This window comes from Cysteiniphilum sp. (genome assembly GCF_057495195.1).
The window spans coordinates 25,077-43,815 of the sequence record NZ_JBXTEF010000062.1; the positions used below are offsets into that span (position 1 = coordinate 25,077).

Below are 18,739 nucleotides of genomic sequence, written 5' to 3' on the forward strand. Positions count from 1 at the left end.
TTTTGATCATTCTCTATTGATAAACATCCACCTTAACAAACCGATATCCCACGCCGGACTCGGTTGTAATCAATGGCTGTTTGGTGCAGGCAGCAAGTTTTTTGCGCAATTGTCCGACGTAAACACGCAGATACTGTACTTCATCGGCAAAATACTCGCCCCATATCTGCTGCAAGATCTGATTTTGGGTCAATAGTTTACCCGCATTTCGACAAAACACACTCAACAGCAGAAATTCTTTTTTTGATAAATGAACCACTTCATCATTGATCATCACGCGATGATCGGCAATATGAACACGCATATTTTCAAACTGATAAACAGACTCTGCTGCCTTGTCCTCAGCTTTAAACGCATCAACAAGCTCAAGGTTGCGCTTAATGCGCGCAACTAGCTCGGGCATATCAAACGGTTTTCTGACATAATCATTAGCTCCATTCTCAAGTGCTTTGACCACTTCATCACCATCACATCTGGCAGATACCACAATCACTGGTACATGCAGGTGTTTAACTCTTAGATTTGCTAACCATTTTTGTCCATCCTGATCAGGCAAACCTAGATCTAATAGAATAAGATCAGGATGCTGCTGGTTTAAAATCTCTGTCGCGTGTTCAGCACTGACGGCATCATAGACATCATAGCCAAGAACCAACAAGGTTTTCTTTAAGAATTTGCGAATTTGCGCTTCATCATCAATTAATAATATTTTCTTGTTCATATGGATTCACTATCGGTAATTTAACAATAAATGTACTGCCTTTATGAGCACCTTCACTGGTGGCATAAATCTCACCATGATGGGCTGTAACAATATCCTTACAAATGGCAAGACCTAGTCCATGCCCTTTAGTATAACTATCTGATTTTTTGAGTCGATGAAAAATTGAGAATACACTCTCTAGCTCTTCCTGCTCAAGTCCAATGCCTTGGTCAATGACCTCAATAACTGCCCAAGTGTTTATATACTTTAAGCTCAAAGTGATTTGACTGTTAGCCGCACTAAACTTAACCGCATTGGAAATAAGATTAAGTAAAACTTGCTCCAATAACAGCTTATCGCCATTAATGACAAGGTCTTTATCAAGACATTGCAGCTTAAACTGGTGACTTACAAAACGTTTTTTGGCAACAGCCAGCACCTCGTTAATTAATGTCTTTAACGGCACGTTTTGCTTATTAATGGTGATACCTGCGCTAAACTTCAACATCTGCAGAATATGATCGATATATTGATCTAAGCGTTTGCTTTCCTCTAAAGCAACAGTAAGCATCTCGGCTTTATCCTCTTTGGAAAACATCTCGCCATAACTTAATACACTAGATAAGGCACCAGTGATCGATGCCAACGGTGTTTTAAAATCGTGAGACACCGATGATAGTAATGTTTTTTGCAGCTTTTCCTGCTCTTTTAAAATCATCGCTTCTTGCTCTTGTTGAGATAAACGCTGCTGCAATAATGCATTAGCAACATGTGACAGCATCGTTTTAATGAGTATTTGATCAAACATGAAAGCTTCGACTTTATATTCAAACTTCACACAAATGGCAATAATGCCAAGCATACGCCCATCAACAATCAATGGCTCAAAATACCATGGTAATGCGCTAAAGGTTTGCGTGCTTTTGCCACAAGCCGTTTTATTACTCCAACACCAACGCACAGCGGCTTGCTCTTTATCACTTAACTGACATGAATTGGGAATGGTCTCATATAACTTATGATCATCAGCAACGATAAATGCAAACTCATAATCAAAGTATTGCGTTAATGCTTCTAAAAAGCGTTGGTAAAACGACTGATTTTTCTGCTTGATCGTAATCTCATTGGAGAATTTATAAAGCATCGATAAAGTCTTTTCACGTGACCGTAATACCTTTAATGAGCGCCGCGTACGTGCCGTTAGTTGGCTCACTATCAAAACAACTAACATAAATATGATAAAGGTAATGACTTGTGAAAAAGTGCCAATCGTAAATTGGAAAGTAGGCGTCAAATACATATACATGTACATTATGAAGCTTAGAATTGACGAGGCAATTGATGCCTTAAGCCCATAGCGATAAGCACATAGTATTAAAGTCAACACCAGAATAAGTGATTGCCCAGATAAACCGACAAAACTTAATCCAAAGAATATAAAGAGCCCTGATACAAACGTAATTGCTAATGCTTTAATGATATTCATCCACGTTGTATTGCTACTTTGCTTAGCTTCTTTAAAGCGCGAGAAAAGATCAGAGAGGCGCGCTTTATATGTGCTGATCACATGCACCTGCTTATGCTCACTATGACGAATAACATCATAAACAACTGAACCCAACAGCCAATCTAGCCATTTAGCTCGTCTTGATTTACCAATGACAATATCAGTGACATTGTGATCATTGGCATAGCGAATAATCGCTTTTGATAGCCTGCCACCTGAGATATGTTCTAATTGATAACCTAACTCAATTGCCAACGTTTTATAACGCCTAATTTCTCGTAATTTGACACGCGATAGTTGCTTTTGCGGGTTATGGATAAATATCGCTAATAATCGCGCATTGGCGATCGTGGCAAGCTGCTTGCCTTTTCTAAGCAGTCTTGGCGTTGACGCATCATAGGCACAACAAACCAGCACACAAGGTGAAGCGGCAATATTGGCATGTGAATCATAAAGCTTCTTATATGAGCGTACATCTTCACCAACATGCGAAGCGGCTAAACGTAGCGCATAATCTCGAAGTATTGCCAGATTGGTATATTGGAAATAGCGTAACAATGCGCGTTTTGCCATGTCGTGATGATAAACTCGCCCCTCATTTAAGCGCTTGATCAACTCCTCAGGCGTGATATCAACGATCATCAGCTCATCGGCTGATTGAATAAAACTATCAGGAACAGTTTCTTCAACGTTGACCTGAGTAATCTCCTCGACTTCATAGCTCAAACTTGCGATATGCTGAATATTAATTGCGGTATAGACATTGATCCCCGCTTCTAGAATTTCAACAATATCTAAATAGCGCTTTTTGTTACGTTCGGTTGCAAGATTTTTATGCGGTAATTCATCGATGATCACCGTTTCAGGTTTGCGTTGAATAATAGCATCAACATCAAGCTCATTAAACACCTTGCTTTTGTAAGCTAAGGCTTTTAGTGGAATTTGCTCAAGACCCTCAACTAAATTTTCCGTCTCTTTACGTCCATGTGTTACCACCAAACCAATAGCCACATCATGTCCTGCATGCTTAAGTTCTTGGGCACGTGTTAACATCGCATAGGTTTTACCTACACCAGGAGCAGCACCCAAGAAAATCTTTAATCGTCCACGTTTAGACCTCTCCGACTTCTTTGCAAGATTCAGTAACGCATCGACTTTATGATCGTTAGAATTTTCATAAGTCGGCATGTGCTCATTCGCCATAGATGATTCCGCTAAACAATATATGCACTAGTTTAACCCAACTTTTGTTTAAATGCTTGCAGCGCCAAGTTTAATTTAAGCACATTAACCGTTGCTGGATTAAACAGGTGATGCGCTGTATTGTCATCAATCAATTGAAGAACTTTAGCAACTGGTAAATGATTGACCTTGGCGATATATGGCGCATGATATTTTGCTGCCATCAGTGAAATATCTGGATCTAAGCCACTACCTGAAGCAAACACCAAATCAGCAGGGATTTTGTTAGTCCCGTATTTTTGCTGCAAACCCTCGATTCGAGCCTGTACACCTTTAACTAAATTTACATTATTAAGCGCCATACTCGTGCCACCTGAGGCAAGCCCATCATAGTTATTTGCCGATGGTCGAGATTGAAATAAATTATCGGCAAAATTTTGTCCAATCAGGCTTGAGCCAACAACCTGCCCATCGTATTTAACCAACGAGCCTTGTGCCTGATCTTTGGCAACGACAAAACCAATACCCGCCATCAATAAGGGATAAAAAACACCTAAGATAATCGTGAAAAAAAGCATTGCTATCAACCCACGACGAATTTCATAAAACATCATTTCTCTCCTTACACTAAGCCAACAGCTGTAATGATCATGTCGATTAATTTAATGCCAACAAATGGTACTAAAATACCCCCTAAACCGTATAACAACAGATTACGCTGCAGCAGCTTATGCGCACTGACACTGACATTTTTAACACCAACCAGTGCCATCGGAATTAAAAATACAATAATCAATGCATTGAATATTACTGCTGATAAGATTGCACTCACCGGCGAATGTAAATGCATGATATTAAGCGCATTTAAGCTTGGGAAACTGACCACAAACAATGCTGGAATAATCGCAAAATACTTAGCCACGTCATTGGTGATACTAAAGGTTGTTAATGCCCCACGCGTCACCAGAATCTGCTTACCAATACGCACGATTTCAATCAGCTTTTTAGGATCTGAATCCAAATCGACCATATTGCCCGCCTCGCGTGCTGCCGTTGTGCCACTTGCCATGGCAACACCGACATCAGCTTGAGCTAAAGCAGGCGCATCATTAGTGCCATCGCCACACATTGCCACGGTTTTGCCTTCTTTTTGCACCTTTTTGATGTAGTCTAATTTGTCTTGCGGTGAGGCTTGCGCGATAAAATCCTCAACGCCTGCTTCAGCAGCAATTGCCGCTGCCGTTAAAGGATTATCACCCGTGATCATCACCGTTTTAATTCCCATTTTTCTTAGCTCATCAAACTTCTCTTTAATCGCGGGTTTAATCACATCTTTAAGATAAATCACCCCCAATAATTCATTATTTTGACAAACTGCTAATGGTGTACCTCCTTCTTCAGCAATACGCTCAACCATTAAAGTAAAACTGTGACTTACCGTATCTGGCGAGTGATTGCCCAGATGCTTAGTAATGGCACTCACGGCCCCTTTGCGGATATTAAGCGCGTTATAGTCAATCCCGCTCATGCGTGTATAGGCTGAGAAAGGGATCATCTGTGCGTGAACTAAATCAATACCCTCACGCTTAAAACCAAAGCGTTTTTCGGCAAGTTTGACAATCGATTTACCCTCTGGTGTTTCATCCGCTAATGAAGATAACCATGCAGCATAAGCTAGATCGCGCTCACTGACACCATTAATAACCAAAAACTCGGTGGCAAAGCGATTACCTAAGGTGATCGTACCAGTTTTATCCAACAGCAATACGTCGATATTGCCTGATGCCTCGACAGCACGACCAGAAAGTGCTACAACATTTGCTTTCATTAAACGATCCATGCCCGAGATACCAATGGCGGATAACAGTCCTGCAATCGTCGTTGGAATCAAGGTCACGAATAATGCAATCAATACGACAACAGATAGTGTTACATGACTAAATTGTGCCATACCATAAAGCGCGCAAACAGCCACGATAAAAATCAGCGTCAACCCTGATAATAAAATCGTTAAAGCAATTTCATTCGGCGTTTTCAAGCGTTTGGCATTCTCGACCAAAGCAATCATCTTATCCAAGAAGCTTTCACCGGGATTAGAGGTAACGCGCACTTTGATCTCATCAGAAGTCACCTTGGTGCCTGCTGTGACTGCTGAGCTATCAGAGCCTGCTTCTCTAACCACTGGTTGTGATTCCCCAGTAATTGCAGACTCATCAATCGTTGCAATGCCCTCGATCACCTCCCCATCTGCCGGCATGAAATCACCGGTTTGCACTAAGACAATATCCCCTGCGCGTAATAACTCAGCAGCAAGTACTTCCAGCTCACCACTTTCATTATAACGCTTGGCACTTAACTGTGACTTTGTGGCGCGTAAACTATCAGCTTGCGCCTTGCCTTTGCCCTCGGCAATGCTCTCAGCAAAGTTAGCAAATAAAAGGGTTATCCATAACCATAAAGTGATTTGTAATGTAAAGCCAATCTCTTTGCTGCTAACGAATGCTTGTATGAGATAGAGCGAACATAAGATTGTAACGATATAAACACAAAACATCACTGGATTGCAATACATCTCTTTTGGATTACACTTTATAAATGCCGCTTTAATCGCCGGCGTGATCAATGCTTTTGAAAAGATTGATCTATTTTGATGTGCCATTTTCATAAACTCCAAACTATAAAAGATATCAATGATCTAAAAGATTAAAAAAATTAAAACGTGACGTAATCAAGAATCGGTCCCAGTGATAATGCTGGGAAAATCGTGAGACCGCCGACGATTAAAATGGTAAATAATACTAATACACCAAATAAAATACTTGTTGTTGAGAGTAAGCTATAACCGGCTTGACCCGTGGCACGTTTTGTTGCAACTAAACTGCCTGAAAGCATAACTACCGCAGCAATCGTAACAAACCGCCCTAATAACATAGCCACACCAAGAGTGACATTTAAAAACAGTGTATTGGCATTTAAACCTGTAAGCGCGCTACCATTATTGTTAGCGGCCGAAGTGTAAGCATATAAAATCTCACTAAACCCGTGTGCACCTGTATTGGTAAGACTTGCATAAGTACTTGGTAACACGGCAGCAATCGCGGTAAATATAAGCACACAACAAGGAGAAATAAGCACACCAAGCATCACCCATTTCATTTGCGTGCCTTCAATACGTTTACCTAATATACTTGGAATTCTTCCCACCATGAGTGAGGCAATAAAAACACTTAACAACATAAACAGTAAAAAGCTATACATCCCCGTGCCCGCGCCGCCGATAATAATCTCACCCAGCGCCATATTGACCAATGCCGCTGCTCCACCAATTGGTGTGTAGCTATCAAGCATGCTATTGACACCACCATCTGAAGCTGATGTTGACACCGTGTTATAAAGCGTGGATTGGAAAATACCAAAACGCACCTCTTTACCTTCAAGATTAGCCAAATGTCCAGATTGCCCATAGATATCGGCAATATGCGTGCTTTGTGGATTGGGCATGCCTTTTAATTCAGCATAGGTCATAATACTTAATGAGGTTATGAACAACACCCCCATTACTACCAAAATAAACCAGCCTTGCTTAGTGTTTCCTACCCACTTACCAAAAGTATAAGTTAGTGCTGCTCCAATGGAGAAGATACTTAAGACTTGAATAAAATTGGTTAATGCTGTTGGGTTTTCATAAGGATGTGCCGAGTTGGCATTAAAGAATCCACCGCCATTAGTACCTAATGATTTAATTGCTTCTTGTGATGCCACAGGACCCTGTGGGATAATTTGCTCGGCACCTGATAAAGTATGTGCATGCACATAATCCATGAAGTTTTGTGGCACTCCTTGCAATATATAAACAATAGTAATGACAATACAAAGCGGTAGTAAGATCCAAAATATCGCCTTACCTACATCTGACCAAAAATTACCGATCGTTGTTTCATTGTTTCTCGCAATGCCACGAAACAAAGCGATAGCCACTGATATGCCTACCGCTGCTGATACAAAGTTTTGTACAGCAAGTACTGCCATCTGTGATAAGTAACTCACCCCAGTTTCACCCGAGTAACTTTGCCAGTTGGTATTAGAAACAAAGCTAACTGCGATATTAAATGCCTGATGCCAGGTCATATTGTCAATATGCTGTGGATTTAAGGGCAAAAAAGCTTGCAACATCAGCAGACTAAATACAAACAAAAATGCAAATGCTGAAAACACGAATAGACTCAACAAATACTGTTTAGCGCTTTGCTCTTTATTAAGATTAGCGCCTATTAGCTTGCCATACCCACATTCAAGTGGTGAGGCAAACCAATCTAAAAACGTTCTTCGTCCATGATAAACATTATAAATATATGTTCCTAATGGCTTTGTAATAACTAACAAAACGCCAATAAAAATAACGAATAACCAAATGTTGTGATACATACTTTTACCTAAAATCGCTCTGGGAAAATTAAAACAATAATCATATAAATGGCTAATAAAGCCATTATCACCCCTGAAAATATTGTCATCTAAAACACCTCTCTTAATGTTGACAATAATCACTCAGGCTAAATTGTACGAGTGATGAGAATAAAAATTCGATAGGGCTTTTATTCGGAAATATAAAAAAAATATAAAACCTTACAACATCACACGAAACATATAAATAACATAAAACATGATAATGTATTTAATTTACACAAATATTTGACACTTGCATTTTATTGATTTACCTTAATGTTCACGCGAACATTCAAAGACAATCATGATAACCCAAAAAGAAATTGCTAAACTGATGTACCCCCTCAATTTGGGACAGTAAGTCCACCAGAATGAGGAGCAAAAAATGGCAAAATCTCGTCACACACAAGAGTTTAAAAATGAATCAGTTAAATTAGCTCTAGAAAAAGATGCTAATCGTAAACAAATAGCGGATAATCTGGGCATAAACTATAAAACACTATGCAGCTGGATAGCACAGAGCATGTCTGACCAACCACCAGAAAAAATTGATTATAAAACCTGTTATCAGCAACTGATTGCTGAAAATGCTCAGTTAAAACGAAAATTAAAACAAGCGGAAACGGAGCGTGAAATTTTAAAAAAGGCAGCAGCGTACTTTGCGAACCACAACACGTAAAGTACGCATTTGTCTATCAGTATAGGTCACAACTTCCCGTGACAACATTATGCAAAGTCACTGGTGTTAGCACATCGGCGTATTATCGCTGGCTAAAAACGCCTCTTAGCAAACGTCAGGTCAATGATAACCAGTTAGACACAGCAATTGTAACCATTTTTAATGAGCATGAGGCCAGATATGGTGCAACACGTGTCCATCGTACTTTACAAGACCAAGGTTGGAAGGTTACAGAAGATAGAGTATCTAGGCGCATGAAACTGATGGGTCTTGTTTCTAAAGCGGCACGACGATATAAGGTAACAACGGATTCTGATCATAATAAACATGTTAGTGATAACCTTCTACAACAGAATTTTAATGCGAAAAAGCCTAATGAGAAATGGGTAACGGATATTAGTTATATCCCCACAGACGAAGGTTGGCTATATCTGTGTGTCGTAATCGACCTATATTCACGCGCGGTTATTGGCTGGGCAATGGATAAACGCATGAAGGCTACACTAGTATGTGATGCGTAAGAAATGGCTCTGTTTAGAAGACATTTTCCTACTGGCACTATTATTCATTCAGATAAGGGCAGCCAATATTGTTCATCTGATTTTCAAAATTTGCTAAGCAAGCACGCATTAATTTCAAGCATGAGCGGTAAAGACTGCTGCTATGATAACGCCGCTTGCGAAAGCTTTTTTGGCACTTTAAAAGTCGAGTTAGTACATGATGAAAACTATAAAACAAGAGCTGAGGCAAAAACATCAATCTTTTCGTATATTGAAGTTTACTATAACACCAAAAGGAAACATTCAACGATAAATTACATGACACCAAAACAGTTTGAAGATAGTATGAAATCCGAAAACCAAAAGTGTCCCAAATTGACGGGGTAGATCACTACTAAAATAGATACCCACGAGCTGCGCTCGTGGGTATCTATATCACACTGTATTAACAAGCATGATAACTTCCTGCAATAACATCCTTTTTACTTCCTGTTGTCGACGAGAATGGTATTTTTATCTTATTGATATGACAATAAGCAAACCACGCAAAGGCAATTGCCTCAATCCATTCCTCATCAACACCCAAAGCATTGATTGCCTGCACATTGATATCTAGTAAATATTCTCGAAGCAAGTCCAATAAAAACTCATTACGCACACCACCACCTGCGACATAAAGCGCTTTAGTATCTGCTTGATAAGCTAAAATAGCCTCAGCAATCGAGCGTGCTGTTAAATGATGTAAGGTTGCTTGCACATCTTGTATATGCTCATCGGTAGACAAATGATTCTCTAGCCATTGCAGATTAAAATACTCAAGCCCCGTACTTTTAGGTGCACTTTGCGCAAAATAAGGATCTTGCATTAACTGATCTAATAATGTTGGCAATAATAGACCACTGCGCCCCCAATGACCTGCTTGATCATAAGCATCACCACGATGTTTATTAATCCATTGATCGATCAAGGTATTGGCAGGTCCCGTATCAAAACCAATAAGCGTTTTCTTAGGGTGTAGACAAGTAATATTAGCGATGCCGCCTAAGTTGAGAATGACTCGCGGCAGATCTTTATCCGCGAAAAATGCTTGATGAAATGCCGGTACGAGAGGCGCACCTTGCCCACCAAAAACCATATCTTTATTGCGAAAGTCATTGATAACTGGAATACCTGTCAGTGCTGTGAGCACATTACCACTACCTAATTGAATACTGAATTTACGCGCGCCTTGTGGCTGGTGATAAACCGTCTGCCCATGGCAACCAATAGCAATAATATCTTTTTCATTGAGGTTATTTGCTATTAGCATTTGCTTAACGCACTGCGCATAGCTTTCGGCTAATTGATAGTCTAAATCACCGAAATCAAATAACGATAACTGATAGTTTTGCGCGAAGATATTTTTAATTCTCGATTTAATCTCCGCGGGATAGGCGAAGCTGTGCTGTGCTTTAAGACTAAATGAATCGTCTTTAAATTCAACGACAACACAATCAATGGCATCCATACTGGTGCCCGACATAATGCCAATATAATACTTGCCACTCATGATTTCTTACGCTTCTTATCTTTCAGGTAATTCGCTAAAGGTAATGCAAACATACCAACAAATAATACAAGTGCGATAAAAAACAATAACTGCAACCACCACGGAAAAGAGCGCATCACCTGCCACGCATGATTAAGCTGTGAGGCCGTATTTGTAAATACATGCTTTTCTGTCGGCATATAACGTGCTGACACCATTGACACAGACACCAGATAAAATAATGTCACGATATACAACAGTCCATATTGTTTATAACGTTTGATCTTAAGGTATTTTTGCTCAAGAAAATAACTGATCTGATGATCATCATCACTGGCGCAACTTGAGATTAAGGTTTTAATCCAGAAAAATGCCAATACAACGGCATAAATAACAAATACAATCATTTATTTACCAACTTTTTGCAACGCTTTTTACAAACACATCAACTTTCTGTTCATTCTCTGTCAATGCAGCACTATCGGCTTTTAAGGGGAGCAATGCTCCACCACTTATTCTTGCTTGACCTGCTGCATTTTTATAAACCACGACAGGCACTGAGTTAATTAACCCTTTTAAAATCATCATATTATGATTAAATTGCTCAATTTCTTTGCTTGTCGGATTGGTCACTGGTGTGATGCCTCCTTCCTCTTTGGCATAATTAAAACTCGCTTCATTTTGCTTTAGTGCGTCAAGCGGTGATTTTGCACTTAAAATAGCCATTGTTTTTAATGGGCTTGAACGCTTAATAATGCCAATGGGTACCCAGCGAATTGCCAAATTGCCAGCATCTACTTGCTTTTGAGTGGCCTCAAATAATGCATGGCAAAACATGCAATTGGGATCAAAGATCACATACATATTGCGCTCTGTCGCTTTTGATCCCTGCTCAATGAAGTTAGCTGTTTGCAACGCTTGATATAATTTTTGAGCCGCTGGATCAATTGAGTTTAAATCGATCCTTTGTGCCTGATTACTTCCCTTATCATGCGCGCCAAAAAAGTAATAAGCACCACCCAAAATAATAATCAATGTAACCAATAGCAGTAATATACGTCTTACCATAAATTCAGTCCATTTCATCCAATCAAAAGTAAGCTAAAGCCTAGCGAATTTCGTCTATTTTAGCCACTTTTTCTTGCTGAATTTATCTATACCCATCACAAACTCCTTTACAACCAAACACCGCAAAATGATTTACGATGGGTATAAGTAAACGCATTTACAAATGCATACCCCAACTTGCTATTTATTTTTTATACGGCAAGATAGCGCCTAATATTTATAGTACATTTAAATTTATGTCTTACGATAAAACACTGACGGTGTCGAAATTGACACTCATGAACATCACTGCAATCATTAGTCTGAGCTCCATCGCCTTTATGGCAACGATTGGCCTGGCCTCTATTTTCTTTTATCTTTTAGCTGCGATCTTTTTTCTGATTCCGAGCGCTCTAGTCTGTGCTGAATTAGGCGGCATGTTAGTGAAAGATAATGGCGGCGTATACACTTGGGTGAAGCGTGCATTTGGTGAGAAAACTGGCTTAATCACAATCTGGATGGAGTGGTTTAATAATGTCATAAGCTTCCCAGCAAGTCTATCGGCAATTGCAGCCACGATTGTTTATATCGGCTTTGATCAGATCGAACATAGTAAGCTCACCCTTTGTCTTACTATGCTTACCATTTTCTGGATATTAACCCTGTTTAACTGTTTACCCATGCGACGAGTTGTTATTCTTAATGTCATCGGTGCACTGTTGGGCATGATTTTACCCAGTGTATTGTTACTTGCTGGCGCGATTTATTTTCTGATCATGGGACAAGATAATGCTCATTTTAACCACTTCCATAATTGGTTACCCGAGTTATCATTTGTGACTTTTGCGCTATTTGTCAAAACTTTGGCAAGCTACTCAGGCATTCAAGCAACAAGCTTTCATGTTAAAAATGTGCAAAACCCTAAACGTAGTATTCCCAAGGCAATGATCTTATCAATTGTGATTATTGTGCTACTGTCGATCATCTCAACACTTGCCTTGGTGATTATCACACCTCAAAACTCAATTAACCCTATGAGTGGATTAATTCAAGGGATTAGTGCCGTACTTAATCTTGCCGGTCTTGGTGAGTTTCAAGGACTTATTGCCTTACTTATCGTCGTTGGCATGATCGCAGCCCTTAGCACTTGGATATTAGGTCCTGCTCGCGCCATGCAAGAGGTCGCTCAACAGAAACTTTTACCTCAAGCTTTTGCTAAACTTAACAATAATCACATGCCAACCAATGTGCTGTTGATTCAAGGTATTATTGGTAGTCTGCTATCCTTTGTATTTTTGTTTATGCCGACAATTCAATCTGCCTTTGCATTATTGATCGCATTAACATCACAGTTTACAGTTTTCATGTGGATTCTGGTCTTTGCTGCAGCCATGCGTTTACGTTATAAAGAACCGCATATTGAGCGAATTTTTCATGTTGGCGCCAACAACAACCTGCTTTTAAATACCATTTGTATTTTTGGTATCCTTGCTTGCTTAAGTGGCATTTTCTTAGGGATTTTTCCGCCGGCTTTTTCACATATACAAAATATTTATGCTTATGTTACGACCATCGTTATTGCTGATATTATCATTATTCTTATTCCCTTTTTATGGATCTGGTTGCGTAAACCATTGCAGTAGTTCTGCGCTTGAATTAATCCACTTTTATACTATGCCGCTCGTGCATCATTTTTCCGTGTTTAATGTTGAAAAATTCAATGACAGAAATACTGTAAAATGCTTTATGAACGGTATATAGTGCTATAAGAAAGGTATAAAAATAGAAGGGAGATCTCATGACAAACAAGAAACTCACTCGCAACATCTTAATTGGTATGGCGTTAGGTATTATCGTTGGGCTTATTTTTCACCCCTTTGCTGATAGCTATTGGGTTAACACCTATATCACCGGCGGGGTACTGCATCTTATAGGGCAAATATTTCTGACTTTGATGAAGATGCTCGTTGTCCCATTAGTCTTTGTATCTATTGTTTGTGGTGCAAGCAACGTTGCTGACCCTAAAACCTTAGGACGTATTGGTGGCAAAACGATTATCTTATATGTTTGCACTACTGCCATTGCCATCACACTGGCAATTGTTGTGTCAATATTGTTTCAAGTTGGTAAAGGTGCGAATATTTCAACGGAAAATTTGAGCTTTCATGCAGCACCTGCGCAAAGCTTCTTGGAAACAATTCTAAGCTTATTTACAGCCAACCCCATTAACTCACTAGCAGAAGGGCGTTTGTTACAAATCATCGTCTTTGCACTGTTGTTTGGTATTGCCATTAACTTTGCTAAAGAAGCCGGTACACGGATCAAATATTGGTTTGATGATATTAATGAGGTGATCATGTCACTTGTAAGCATCATTATTGCACTTACGCCCTATGGTGTATTTGCTCTGATTGCTAAGCTTGTCATCACAACTGATCTTGATAAATTTGTTTATGTATTGGGTTACTTCTTTACCGTACTCATTGTGCTGTTTATCCACCTTTTTGTTACCAATGGTATTCTTGTAGGCATATTAGCACGTCTCAACCCGATTACCTTCTTTAAGAAAGTGCTGCGCGTGCAATTATTTGCCTTCTCTACAGCAAGTAGTAACGCGACTTTGCCAGTGACATTAGAAACCGCTGAGAAAGAAATTGGCATTAATAATAAAGTCGCAAGCTTCACGATTCCTTTAGGTGCTACGATCAATATGGATGGTACTGCCATTATGCAAGGTGTGGCTACCGTGTTTATCGCACATATATACAACATTGACTTAAGTTTAGGCGCGTATCTTATGGTCATACTCACCGCCACCTTAAGCTCAATTGGTACTGCGGGTGTCCCTGGTATTGGTTTAATTACGTTAACGCTGGTATTAACTCAAGTCGGCTTACCGGTTGAGGGTATTGCACTTATTATCGGTATTGATCGCATTCTTGATATGGTCAGAACAACTGTGAATGTCACAGGTGATATCTCTGTTACTGCGGTTGTTGCTAATAGTGAAAAGCAAATTGATCGCAATATATACCGATCGTAAATCATGTTACGGTGTTCAGTGTTGAAGAAGTTTGTGATGCTTTTGGGCGGTAAAATCCATAACTCATAACCTTTGAAACCTCTTTATTGCTTATCATCTTCCAATCAAAGATCCCATAAAATTCCTGCGCTTTTTTCAGCACTTTTCTTGACTTAATGACTAAGTTTTACTTTTTTTACTTATATGCAGTAAATTTATTAGTGATCGATTATTTTTTATGATATAAAAACGCCCTAATAAAAAACTAACTCGTTAATGGAGGCCGCTATGCTGACAGAAAAAGAACTACTAAATATGCCTGAAGATGCATATATGAATGAAGAGCAGTTGGCTTTTTTCAAGGAACTATTACTTCAGCAAAAACAAGAGTTAAGTGAAGCAATTGATAGCGCGAAGAAAAGCTTGGCTGAGTCTGAACGTAACACCGATTTAAATGATGTTGCTACCTCACAGGAGATGCAGCAACTTTATTTGCGTACTGTCGATCGCCAGAGTAAGTTATTACGCAAAGTCAATGAATCACTAAAGCATATTGAAAACGGTGAATACGGTTATTGTGAGTTGACTGGTGAGCCAATTGGTGTGCAGCGTTTACTGGCACGTCCAACAGCGACCTTATCGGTACAGGCCAAAGAAATTCAAGAGCATCAAGAAAGAACGCAAGGCATTATCAAAGCCTAATCTAATCCTTAGATATTTTATTTTTTATCCGTTTTTATTCAGGGTGATCCCCTTTATTAGCCACATGATTTGGATCATCACTGATTTCTTTGTACTTCCCTTTTTCAATTTTTTCATCAACGTACAGTGTAAAGCGATAAGCAACATACATTGAAATCGCTAACATAATCATAATGGTGATATACCACATATTAAATTCCTCTATTAACCCAATTAGTAGAATGTATGACTATTTTGCTCTAAGTCATCTTTATCAAGTTTAGACTTACCGCGCCATGCAGCACGAAAGCCCCAAAGTTTATAAGCAACAATCAATACCATAAATGCAAACGTAATATATAGCATACCCATCAGGCTATATTCAGAGGCTGATACATTCCAAATCGTCAAACTCTGGCTACCAAAGCCATTACTCCCAACCCAGTTGGAAGGCACTATAAACGGGAACAAGGCAAATGCTGCCGCACACATAATTGCAGCAATTGCGAAAGCGGAACACCAGTAAGCAAGCGCTTCATTTTTCTCTTTGGTAATGGCAGCAAGTAATAGCATCACATAACATAAAATGGGTGCGATCCACATCCATGGATGTGACGCGTAATTATGCAGCCATCCACCTGTCACCACATCCACCTGTGTGTTAAACGCAAGGCTTGCTGGCGTCCCGGTGATAATCATCCCAGGGATAACATATGCCAACATAATCAAGCCAATGGTAATAAGAAGTAAATTAATGATGATAAACAGATTAGATAAACGACGAAAACGCAAGCCTAACTCACCTGACAAACGCCGATTTAAGTGCAAACATGCATGCATCAATACCATGCTTAATGCTAACAATGCGCACAAAATAGCAAAAGGTGATAACACACTAGCAAAGGCATTACCGGCATATACCGATCTTAATAAGAAGTCATCATGATAAAACGGTAACCCATGGAATAGCGCGCCAAGCACCAAGCCAAAGATTAGCACGGGAATAAAGCTACTAATAAAAAGCCCCCAATCCCAGAATTTACGCCAACCATCGCCATCAAGTTTACTACGATAATCAAATCCAGGAGGACGCAGGAAAAAGGTAAATAGCACTAATAGTAATGCCGGATATAACCCTGAGAAAATCGTGCCATAAACAGCTGGCCAAATCCCAAATAAGGCACCACCACCGATAACAATCCACGTTTGATTACCATCCCACGTAGGGGCAATGGTATTTAGCGCTAAGCGTCTCTCAACATCATTTTCTTTAAAGCCTTTATGTTTAGACATAAACGGCATCATGATCGTCACGCCAAAGTCACATCCTGCAGTTGTCGCATAAAGAATAAGGACCAAAAGAATAATTGCCCACCAGATAATTTGTAAGGTCATATAATCAAATAACATTATTGATGCTCCTTATAATCATAATTGCCATTACCTAATGATTTTGGCCCTTTGCGTGCAACCTTGAACATAACAATTAACTCCACAACAAACAGCCCAACATATAGCAATGCAAAAAAGGCAAGGCTGACCACAATATTCCATGATGCCAAGGTTGACGCCCCCATGCTTGTTGGCAATATACCGTGCACCACCCATGGTTGACGCCCCATTTCAGCAATAATCCAACCTGCTTCAGCCGCAATATAAGGTAATGGAATCGCAAAAACTGCTAACCATAAGAACCAGCGATATTTAAGCAATGTACGACGCAATACATGTACTGCACCAAAAACCATAACAAAAAACACAATGGCCCAACAGGCAAGCATCACTCTGAAGCTCCAATATACTGGCCACACTTCTGGAATAGTATCCTTAACAGCCTTAGCAACCTCTGCCGCACTTGCATTGTGTGGATCTTTGGCATGCGCCTGCAATATAAAGGCATAGCCAATATTGTCACGATACTTTTTGGTCTCTGGGTTTTTCGGATCAAAAATATCAAAATCATGAGCTGTCCCTTTGCCATTTCTGATCTGCTCCAATGCTTTTAATGCGACTAAGCCATCATAAATGCGCTCTTTATTTTCGCGCATAATAGGCTTCAATCCTTCCACTGTTGCAGACAAGCTGTGCCCCGCAATTAAGCTCAACATCCATGGAATTTGAATCTCAAAATAATTTTTCTCATGCTCTTGTGATGGAAAAGAAACAGCTGACCAAGCAGCAGGTGCTTTTTGTGTCTCCCACTGCCCTTCAATAGCAGCCATTTTAGCGGGTTCATACTTATCAACAGCAAGACCATTAGCATCACCCAAAAAGAAAATAAAGATCGAAGAGCATAAACCAAAGCCAAGACCCACAGCAAGTGAACGCATCGCAAATCCAGTATTTCTCTTACGTAATAAATACCATGCGCTAATCCCTACAACAAATGCTGCTGACACTAAATAACCCGCAAAAGCAACATGCCCAATACGAATTTGTGCTAGCTCCTGCATATAGATCTGCACAAAGCTTGTTAATTGCATCTGCATTGTTTCAGGGTTTAGGAATGTTGCTACAGGGTGCTGCATCCAACTGTTTGCGACTAAGATATTAACAATCGACAAATTAGTACCCAATGCCAAGAAAAAGGTAATCAATAGATGTGTTTTTTTACTGACCTTATTCCACGTAAAGAAAAACAAACCAAAAAGCGTGGCTTCCGTCATAAAGGCTGTCAAACCCTCAATGGCTAATACTGTACCAAAGCTCTCCCCAATAAAGCGCGAAAAATATGCCCAGTTTAAGCCAAACTCAAACTCCATAGTAATCCCAGTAACAACACCCATTGCGAAGTTAATCGCAAAAAGTTTGCCCCAAAATTTAGTCATATCTTTGTATACTTGCTTACCCGTTTTGACATAAGCAGCTTCCATAATAAAAAGCATCCATGACAGCCCAAGTGTCAATGGTACAAAAACAAAGTGAAAAATAGCCGTAAACGCAAATTGAGTACGTGATAAATCGACAAACAATTGTGTCATATCCATGTGTGGACACTCCCAATGTGTGAATGAAATTTTATTGCTCGATTGTAGAGGTTTACTCACCTATTGCAAGTTTAACAGCAGTTTAATTTCTTATGCATTAGATAAAGCGAATTTATTGCCATCCATAGCAAACTGAGTAATAAATCAAGAATAATTTGCGTCAGCTATTACCTCTCCTCTTGCGGGAGAGGTCGTGCAGCTTAAGCTGCACGGGTGAGGGGAATAATTAAAACTCAACTTATTTTTGAATTATTACTTAGTGACTGGCGTTACGCACTTTAGAAAAAGCTATGATTTTATAAACACCCCGTCAGCCTACGGCTGCCACCCCTCTTGCAAAAAGGGGAATGGGGCGACGGTGATTTTAATTCCCCTCTTTGCAAGCATAGGTTTATAGGGATCTTTTCTATTCATTTAATTCTTCTCCTTGTAAAGTCTGAAAGCTCGACCAAGCTAG

Annotated in this window: 17 protein-coding genes and 1 pseudogene; 6 read left to right on the plus strand and 12 right to left on the minus strand. The window is 39.7% G+C overall.

What is annotated here, in order from left to right; genetic code table 11:
• Positions 1 to 13: 13 nt before the first annotated feature.
• From ACY10D_RS05370 to ACY10D_RS05395, 6 genes are read right to left on the minus strand one after another with little or no spacing between them, the layout of a single operon-like run.
• On the minus strand, positions 14 to 721 hold the full coding sequence (locus tag ACY10D_RS05370; protein WP_486999741.1) for a response regulator transcription factor: 708 nt from the start codon (positions 719 to 721) through the stop codon (positions 14 to 16).
• Positions 696 to 3,413, minus strand: a complete 2,718-nt coding sequence (locus tag ACY10D_RS05375) for an ATP-binding protein (protein WP_486999742.1) — start codon at positions 3,411 to 3,413, stop codon at positions 696 to 698. Before ACY10D_RS05375 ends, ACY10D_RS05370 begins: the two co-directional genes overlap by 26 nt.
• A gap of 32 nt (positions 3,414 to 3,445) precedes the next feature.
• Positions 3,446 to 4,006, minus strand: a complete 561-nt coding sequence (gene kdpC / locus ACY10D_RS05380; RefSeq protein ID WP_486999743.1) for a potassium-transporting ATPase subunit KdpC — start codon at positions 4,004 to 4,006, stop codon at positions 3,446 to 3,448.
• Positions 4,007 to 4,014: 8 nt separating this feature from the next.
• Positions 4,015 to 6,051 (minus strand): potassium-transporting ATPase subunit KdpB, encoded by a 2,037-nt coding sequence (kdpB, locus tag ACY10D_RS05385; RefSeq protein WP_486999744.1) that lies wholly within the window; start codon positions 6,049 to 6,051, stop codon positions 4,015 to 4,017.
• A 53-nt stretch (positions 6,052 to 6,104) separates the two neighbouring features.
• On the minus strand, positions 6,105 to 7,817 hold the full coding sequence (kdpA, locus tag ACY10D_RS05390) for a potassium-transporting ATPase subunit KdpA (RefSeq protein ID WP_486999745.1): 1,713 nt from the start codon (positions 7,815 to 7,817) through the stop codon (positions 6,105 to 6,107).
• Positions 7,818 to 7,825: 8 nt separating this feature from the next.
• A complete protein-coding gene (locus ACY10D_RS05395; RefSeq protein WP_486999756.1) occupies positions 7,826 to 7,906 on the minus strand; it encodes a potassium-transporting ATPase subunit F in 81 nt (26 codons plus the stop codon).
• 317 nt (positions 7,907 to 8,223) lie between these two features.
• On the opposite strand from ACY10D_RS05395, the gene ACY10D_RS05400 reads away from it, so the two are divergent.
• From ACY10D_RS05400 to ACY10D_RS05410, 3 genes and pseudogenes are all read left to right on the plus strand, one after another.
• A complete protein-coding gene (locus ACY10D_RS05400) occupies positions 8,224 to 8,517 on the plus strand; it encodes a transposase (RefSeq protein ID WP_486999746.1) in 294 nt (97 codons plus the stop codon).
• Positions 8,518 to 8,534: 17 nt separating this feature from the next.
• Positions 8,535 to 9,038: pseudogene (locus ACY10D_RS05405) on the plus strand (IS3 family transposase); the annotation flags it as partial.
• A gap of 3 nt (positions 9,039 to 9,041) precedes the next feature.
• The gene (locus ACY10D_RS05410; protein WP_486999747.1) at positions 9,042 to 9,404 is read left to right on the plus strand and encodes an IS3 family transposase; all 363 of its coding nucleotides are present in this window, start codon (positions 9,042 to 9,044) and stop codon (positions 9,402 to 9,404) included.
• Between the two features lie 58 nt (positions 9,405 to 9,462).
• Here the strand turns inward: ACY10D_RS05410 and ACY10D_RS05415 are convergent, their stop codons facing one another.
• The 3 genes from ACY10D_RS05415 to ACY10D_RS05425 are packed head-to-tail and all read right to left on the minus strand — an operon-like array spanning position 9,463 to position 11,613.
• The gene (locus ACY10D_RS05415; RefSeq protein WP_486999748.1) at positions 9,463 to 10,566 is read right to left on the minus strand and encodes an anhydro-N-acetylmuramic acid kinase; all 1,104 of its coding nucleotides are present in this window, start codon (positions 10,564 to 10,566) and stop codon (positions 9,463 to 9,465) included.
• Complete coding sequence (locus ACY10D_RS05420; protein WP_486999749.1) at positions 10,563 to 10,952, minus strand: hypothetical protein; 390 nt, start codon at positions 10,950 to 10,952, stop codon at positions 10,563 to 10,565. Before ACY10D_RS05420 ends, ACY10D_RS05415 begins: the two co-directional genes overlap by 4 nt.
• Before the next feature lie 4 nt (positions 10,953 to 10,956).
• Positions 10,957 to 11,613, minus strand: coding sequence for a hypothetical protein (locus tag ACY10D_RS05425; protein ID WP_486999750.1), 657 nt, complete (start codon positions 11,611 to 11,613; stop codon positions 10,957 to 10,959).
• Between the two features lie 236 nt (positions 11,614 to 11,849).
• Between ACY10D_RS05425 and ACY10D_RS05430 the strand changes: the two genes are divergently transcribed.
• The 3 genes from ACY10D_RS05430 to dksA all read left to right on the plus strand — a co-directional run bounded on the left by ACY10D_RS05430 (position 11,850) and on the right by dksA (position 15,316).
• Positions 11,850 to 13,235, plus strand: coding sequence for an APC family permease (locus tag ACY10D_RS05430; protein ID WP_486999757.1), 1,386 nt, complete (start codon positions 11,850 to 11,852; stop codon positions 13,233 to 13,235).
• Between the two features lie 155 nt (positions 13,236 to 13,390).
• The gene (locus ACY10D_RS05435; protein ID WP_486999751.1) at positions 13,391 to 14,635 is read left to right on the plus strand and encodes a dicarboxylate/amino acid:cation symporter; all 1,245 of its coding nucleotides are present in this window, start codon (positions 13,391 to 13,393) and stop codon (positions 14,633 to 14,635) included.
• 267 nt (positions 14,636 to 14,902) lie between these two features.
• Positions 14,903 to 15,316, plus strand: coding sequence for an RNA polymerase-binding protein DksA (gene dksA / locus ACY10D_RS05440; protein WP_486999752.1), 414 nt, complete (start codon positions 14,903 to 14,905; stop codon positions 15,314 to 15,316).
• A gap of 34 nt (positions 15,317 to 15,350) precedes the next feature.
• Here the strand turns inward: dksA and ACY10D_RS05445 are convergent, their stop codons facing one another.
• Genes ACY10D_RS05445 through ACY10D_RS05455 form a run of 3 tightly spaced genes read right to left on the minus strand, consistent with a single transcriptional unit; the run spans position 15,351 to position 18,282 of the window.
• Positions 15,351 to 15,506: a hypothetical protein gene (locus ACY10D_RS05445; RefSeq protein ID WP_486999753.1), complete on the minus strand. Its 156-nt coding sequence runs from the start codon at positions 15,504 to 15,506 to the stop codon at positions 15,351 to 15,353.
• A gap of 23 nt (positions 15,507 to 15,529) precedes the next feature.
• Complete coding sequence (gene cydB / locus ACY10D_RS05450) at positions 15,530 to 16,705, minus strand: cytochrome d ubiquinol oxidase subunit II (RefSeq protein WP_486999754.1); 1,176 nt, start codon at positions 16,703 to 16,705, stop codon at positions 15,530 to 15,532.
• Positions 16,705 to 18,282, minus strand: a complete 1,578-nt coding sequence (locus ACY10D_RS05455; protein ID WP_486999755.1) for a cytochrome ubiquinol oxidase subunit I — start codon at positions 18,280 to 18,282, stop codon at positions 16,705 to 16,707. Before ACY10D_RS05455 ends, cydB begins: the two co-directional genes overlap by 1 nt.
• Between the last annotated feature and the right edge of the window lie 457 nt (positions 18,283 to 18,739).

Excerpts from the sequence above, each read along its gene's own strand:
- ACY10D_RS05400 (WP_486999746.1), top strand. The coding sequence starts at position 8,224 with ATGGCAAAATCTCGTCACACACAAGAGTTTAAAAATGAATCAGTTAAA.
- ACY10D_RS05430 (WP_486999757.1), top strand. The coding sequence starts at position 11,850 with ATGTCTTACGATAAAACACTGACGGTGTCGAAATTGACACTCATGAAC.
- ACY10D_RS05415 (WP_486999748.1), bottom strand. The coding sequence starts at position 10,566 with ATGAGTGGCAAGTATTATATTGGCATTATGTCGGGCACCAGTATGGAT.
- kdpB (WP_486999744.1), bottom strand. The coding sequence starts at position 6,051 with ATGGCACATCAAAATAGATCAATCTTTTCAAAAGCATTGATCACGCCG.
- dksA (WP_486999752.1), top strand. The coding sequence starts at position 14,903 with ATGCTGACAGAAAAAGAACTACTAAATATGCCTGAAGATGCATATATG.
- ACY10D_RS05420 (WP_486999749.1), bottom strand. The coding sequence starts at position 10,952 with ATGATTGTATTTGTTATTTATGCCGTTGTATTGGCATTTTTCTGGATT.
- ACY10D_RS05455 (WP_486999755.1), bottom strand. The coding sequence starts at position 18,282 with ATGGATATGACACAATTGTTTGTCGATTTATCACGTACTCAATTTGCG.
- ACY10D_RS05410 (WP_486999747.1), top strand. The coding sequence starts at position 9,042 with ATGGCTCTGTTTAGAAGACATTTTCCTACTGGCACTATTATTCATTCA.
- ACY10D_RS05370 (WP_486999741.1), bottom strand. The coding sequence starts at position 721 with ATGAACAAGAAAATATTATTAATTGATGATGAAGCGCAAATTCGCAAA.
- ACY10D_RS05425 (WP_486999750.1), bottom strand. The coding sequence starts at position 11,613 with ATGGTAAGACGTATATTACTGCTATTGGTTACATTGATTATTATTTTG.
- ACY10D_RS05395 (WP_486999756.1), bottom strand. The coding sequence starts at position 7,906 with ATGACAATATTTTCAGGGGTGATAATGGCTTTATTAGCCATTTATATG.
- cydB (WP_486999754.1), bottom strand. The coding sequence starts at position 16,705 with ATGTTATTTGATTATATGACCTTACAAATTATCTGGTGGGCAATTATT.
- kdpA (WP_486999745.1), bottom strand. The coding sequence starts at position 7,817 with ATGTATCACAACATTTGGTTATTCGTTATTTTTATTGGCGTTTTGTTA.
- ACY10D_RS05375 (WP_486999742.1), bottom strand. The coding sequence starts at position 3,413 with ATGGCGAATGAGCACATGCCGACTTATGAAAATTCTAACGATCATAAA.
- ACY10D_RS05435 (WP_486999751.1), top strand. The coding sequence starts at position 13,391 with ATGACAAACAAGAAACTCACTCGCAACATCTTAATTGGTATGGCGTTA.
- ACY10D_RS05445 (WP_486999753.1), bottom strand. The coding sequence starts at position 15,506 with ATGTGGTATATCACCATTATGATTATGTTAGCGATTTCAATGTATGTT.
- kdpC (WP_486999743.1), bottom strand. The coding sequence starts at position 4,006 with ATGATGTTTTATGAAATTCGTCGTGGGTTGATAGCAATGCTTTTTTTC.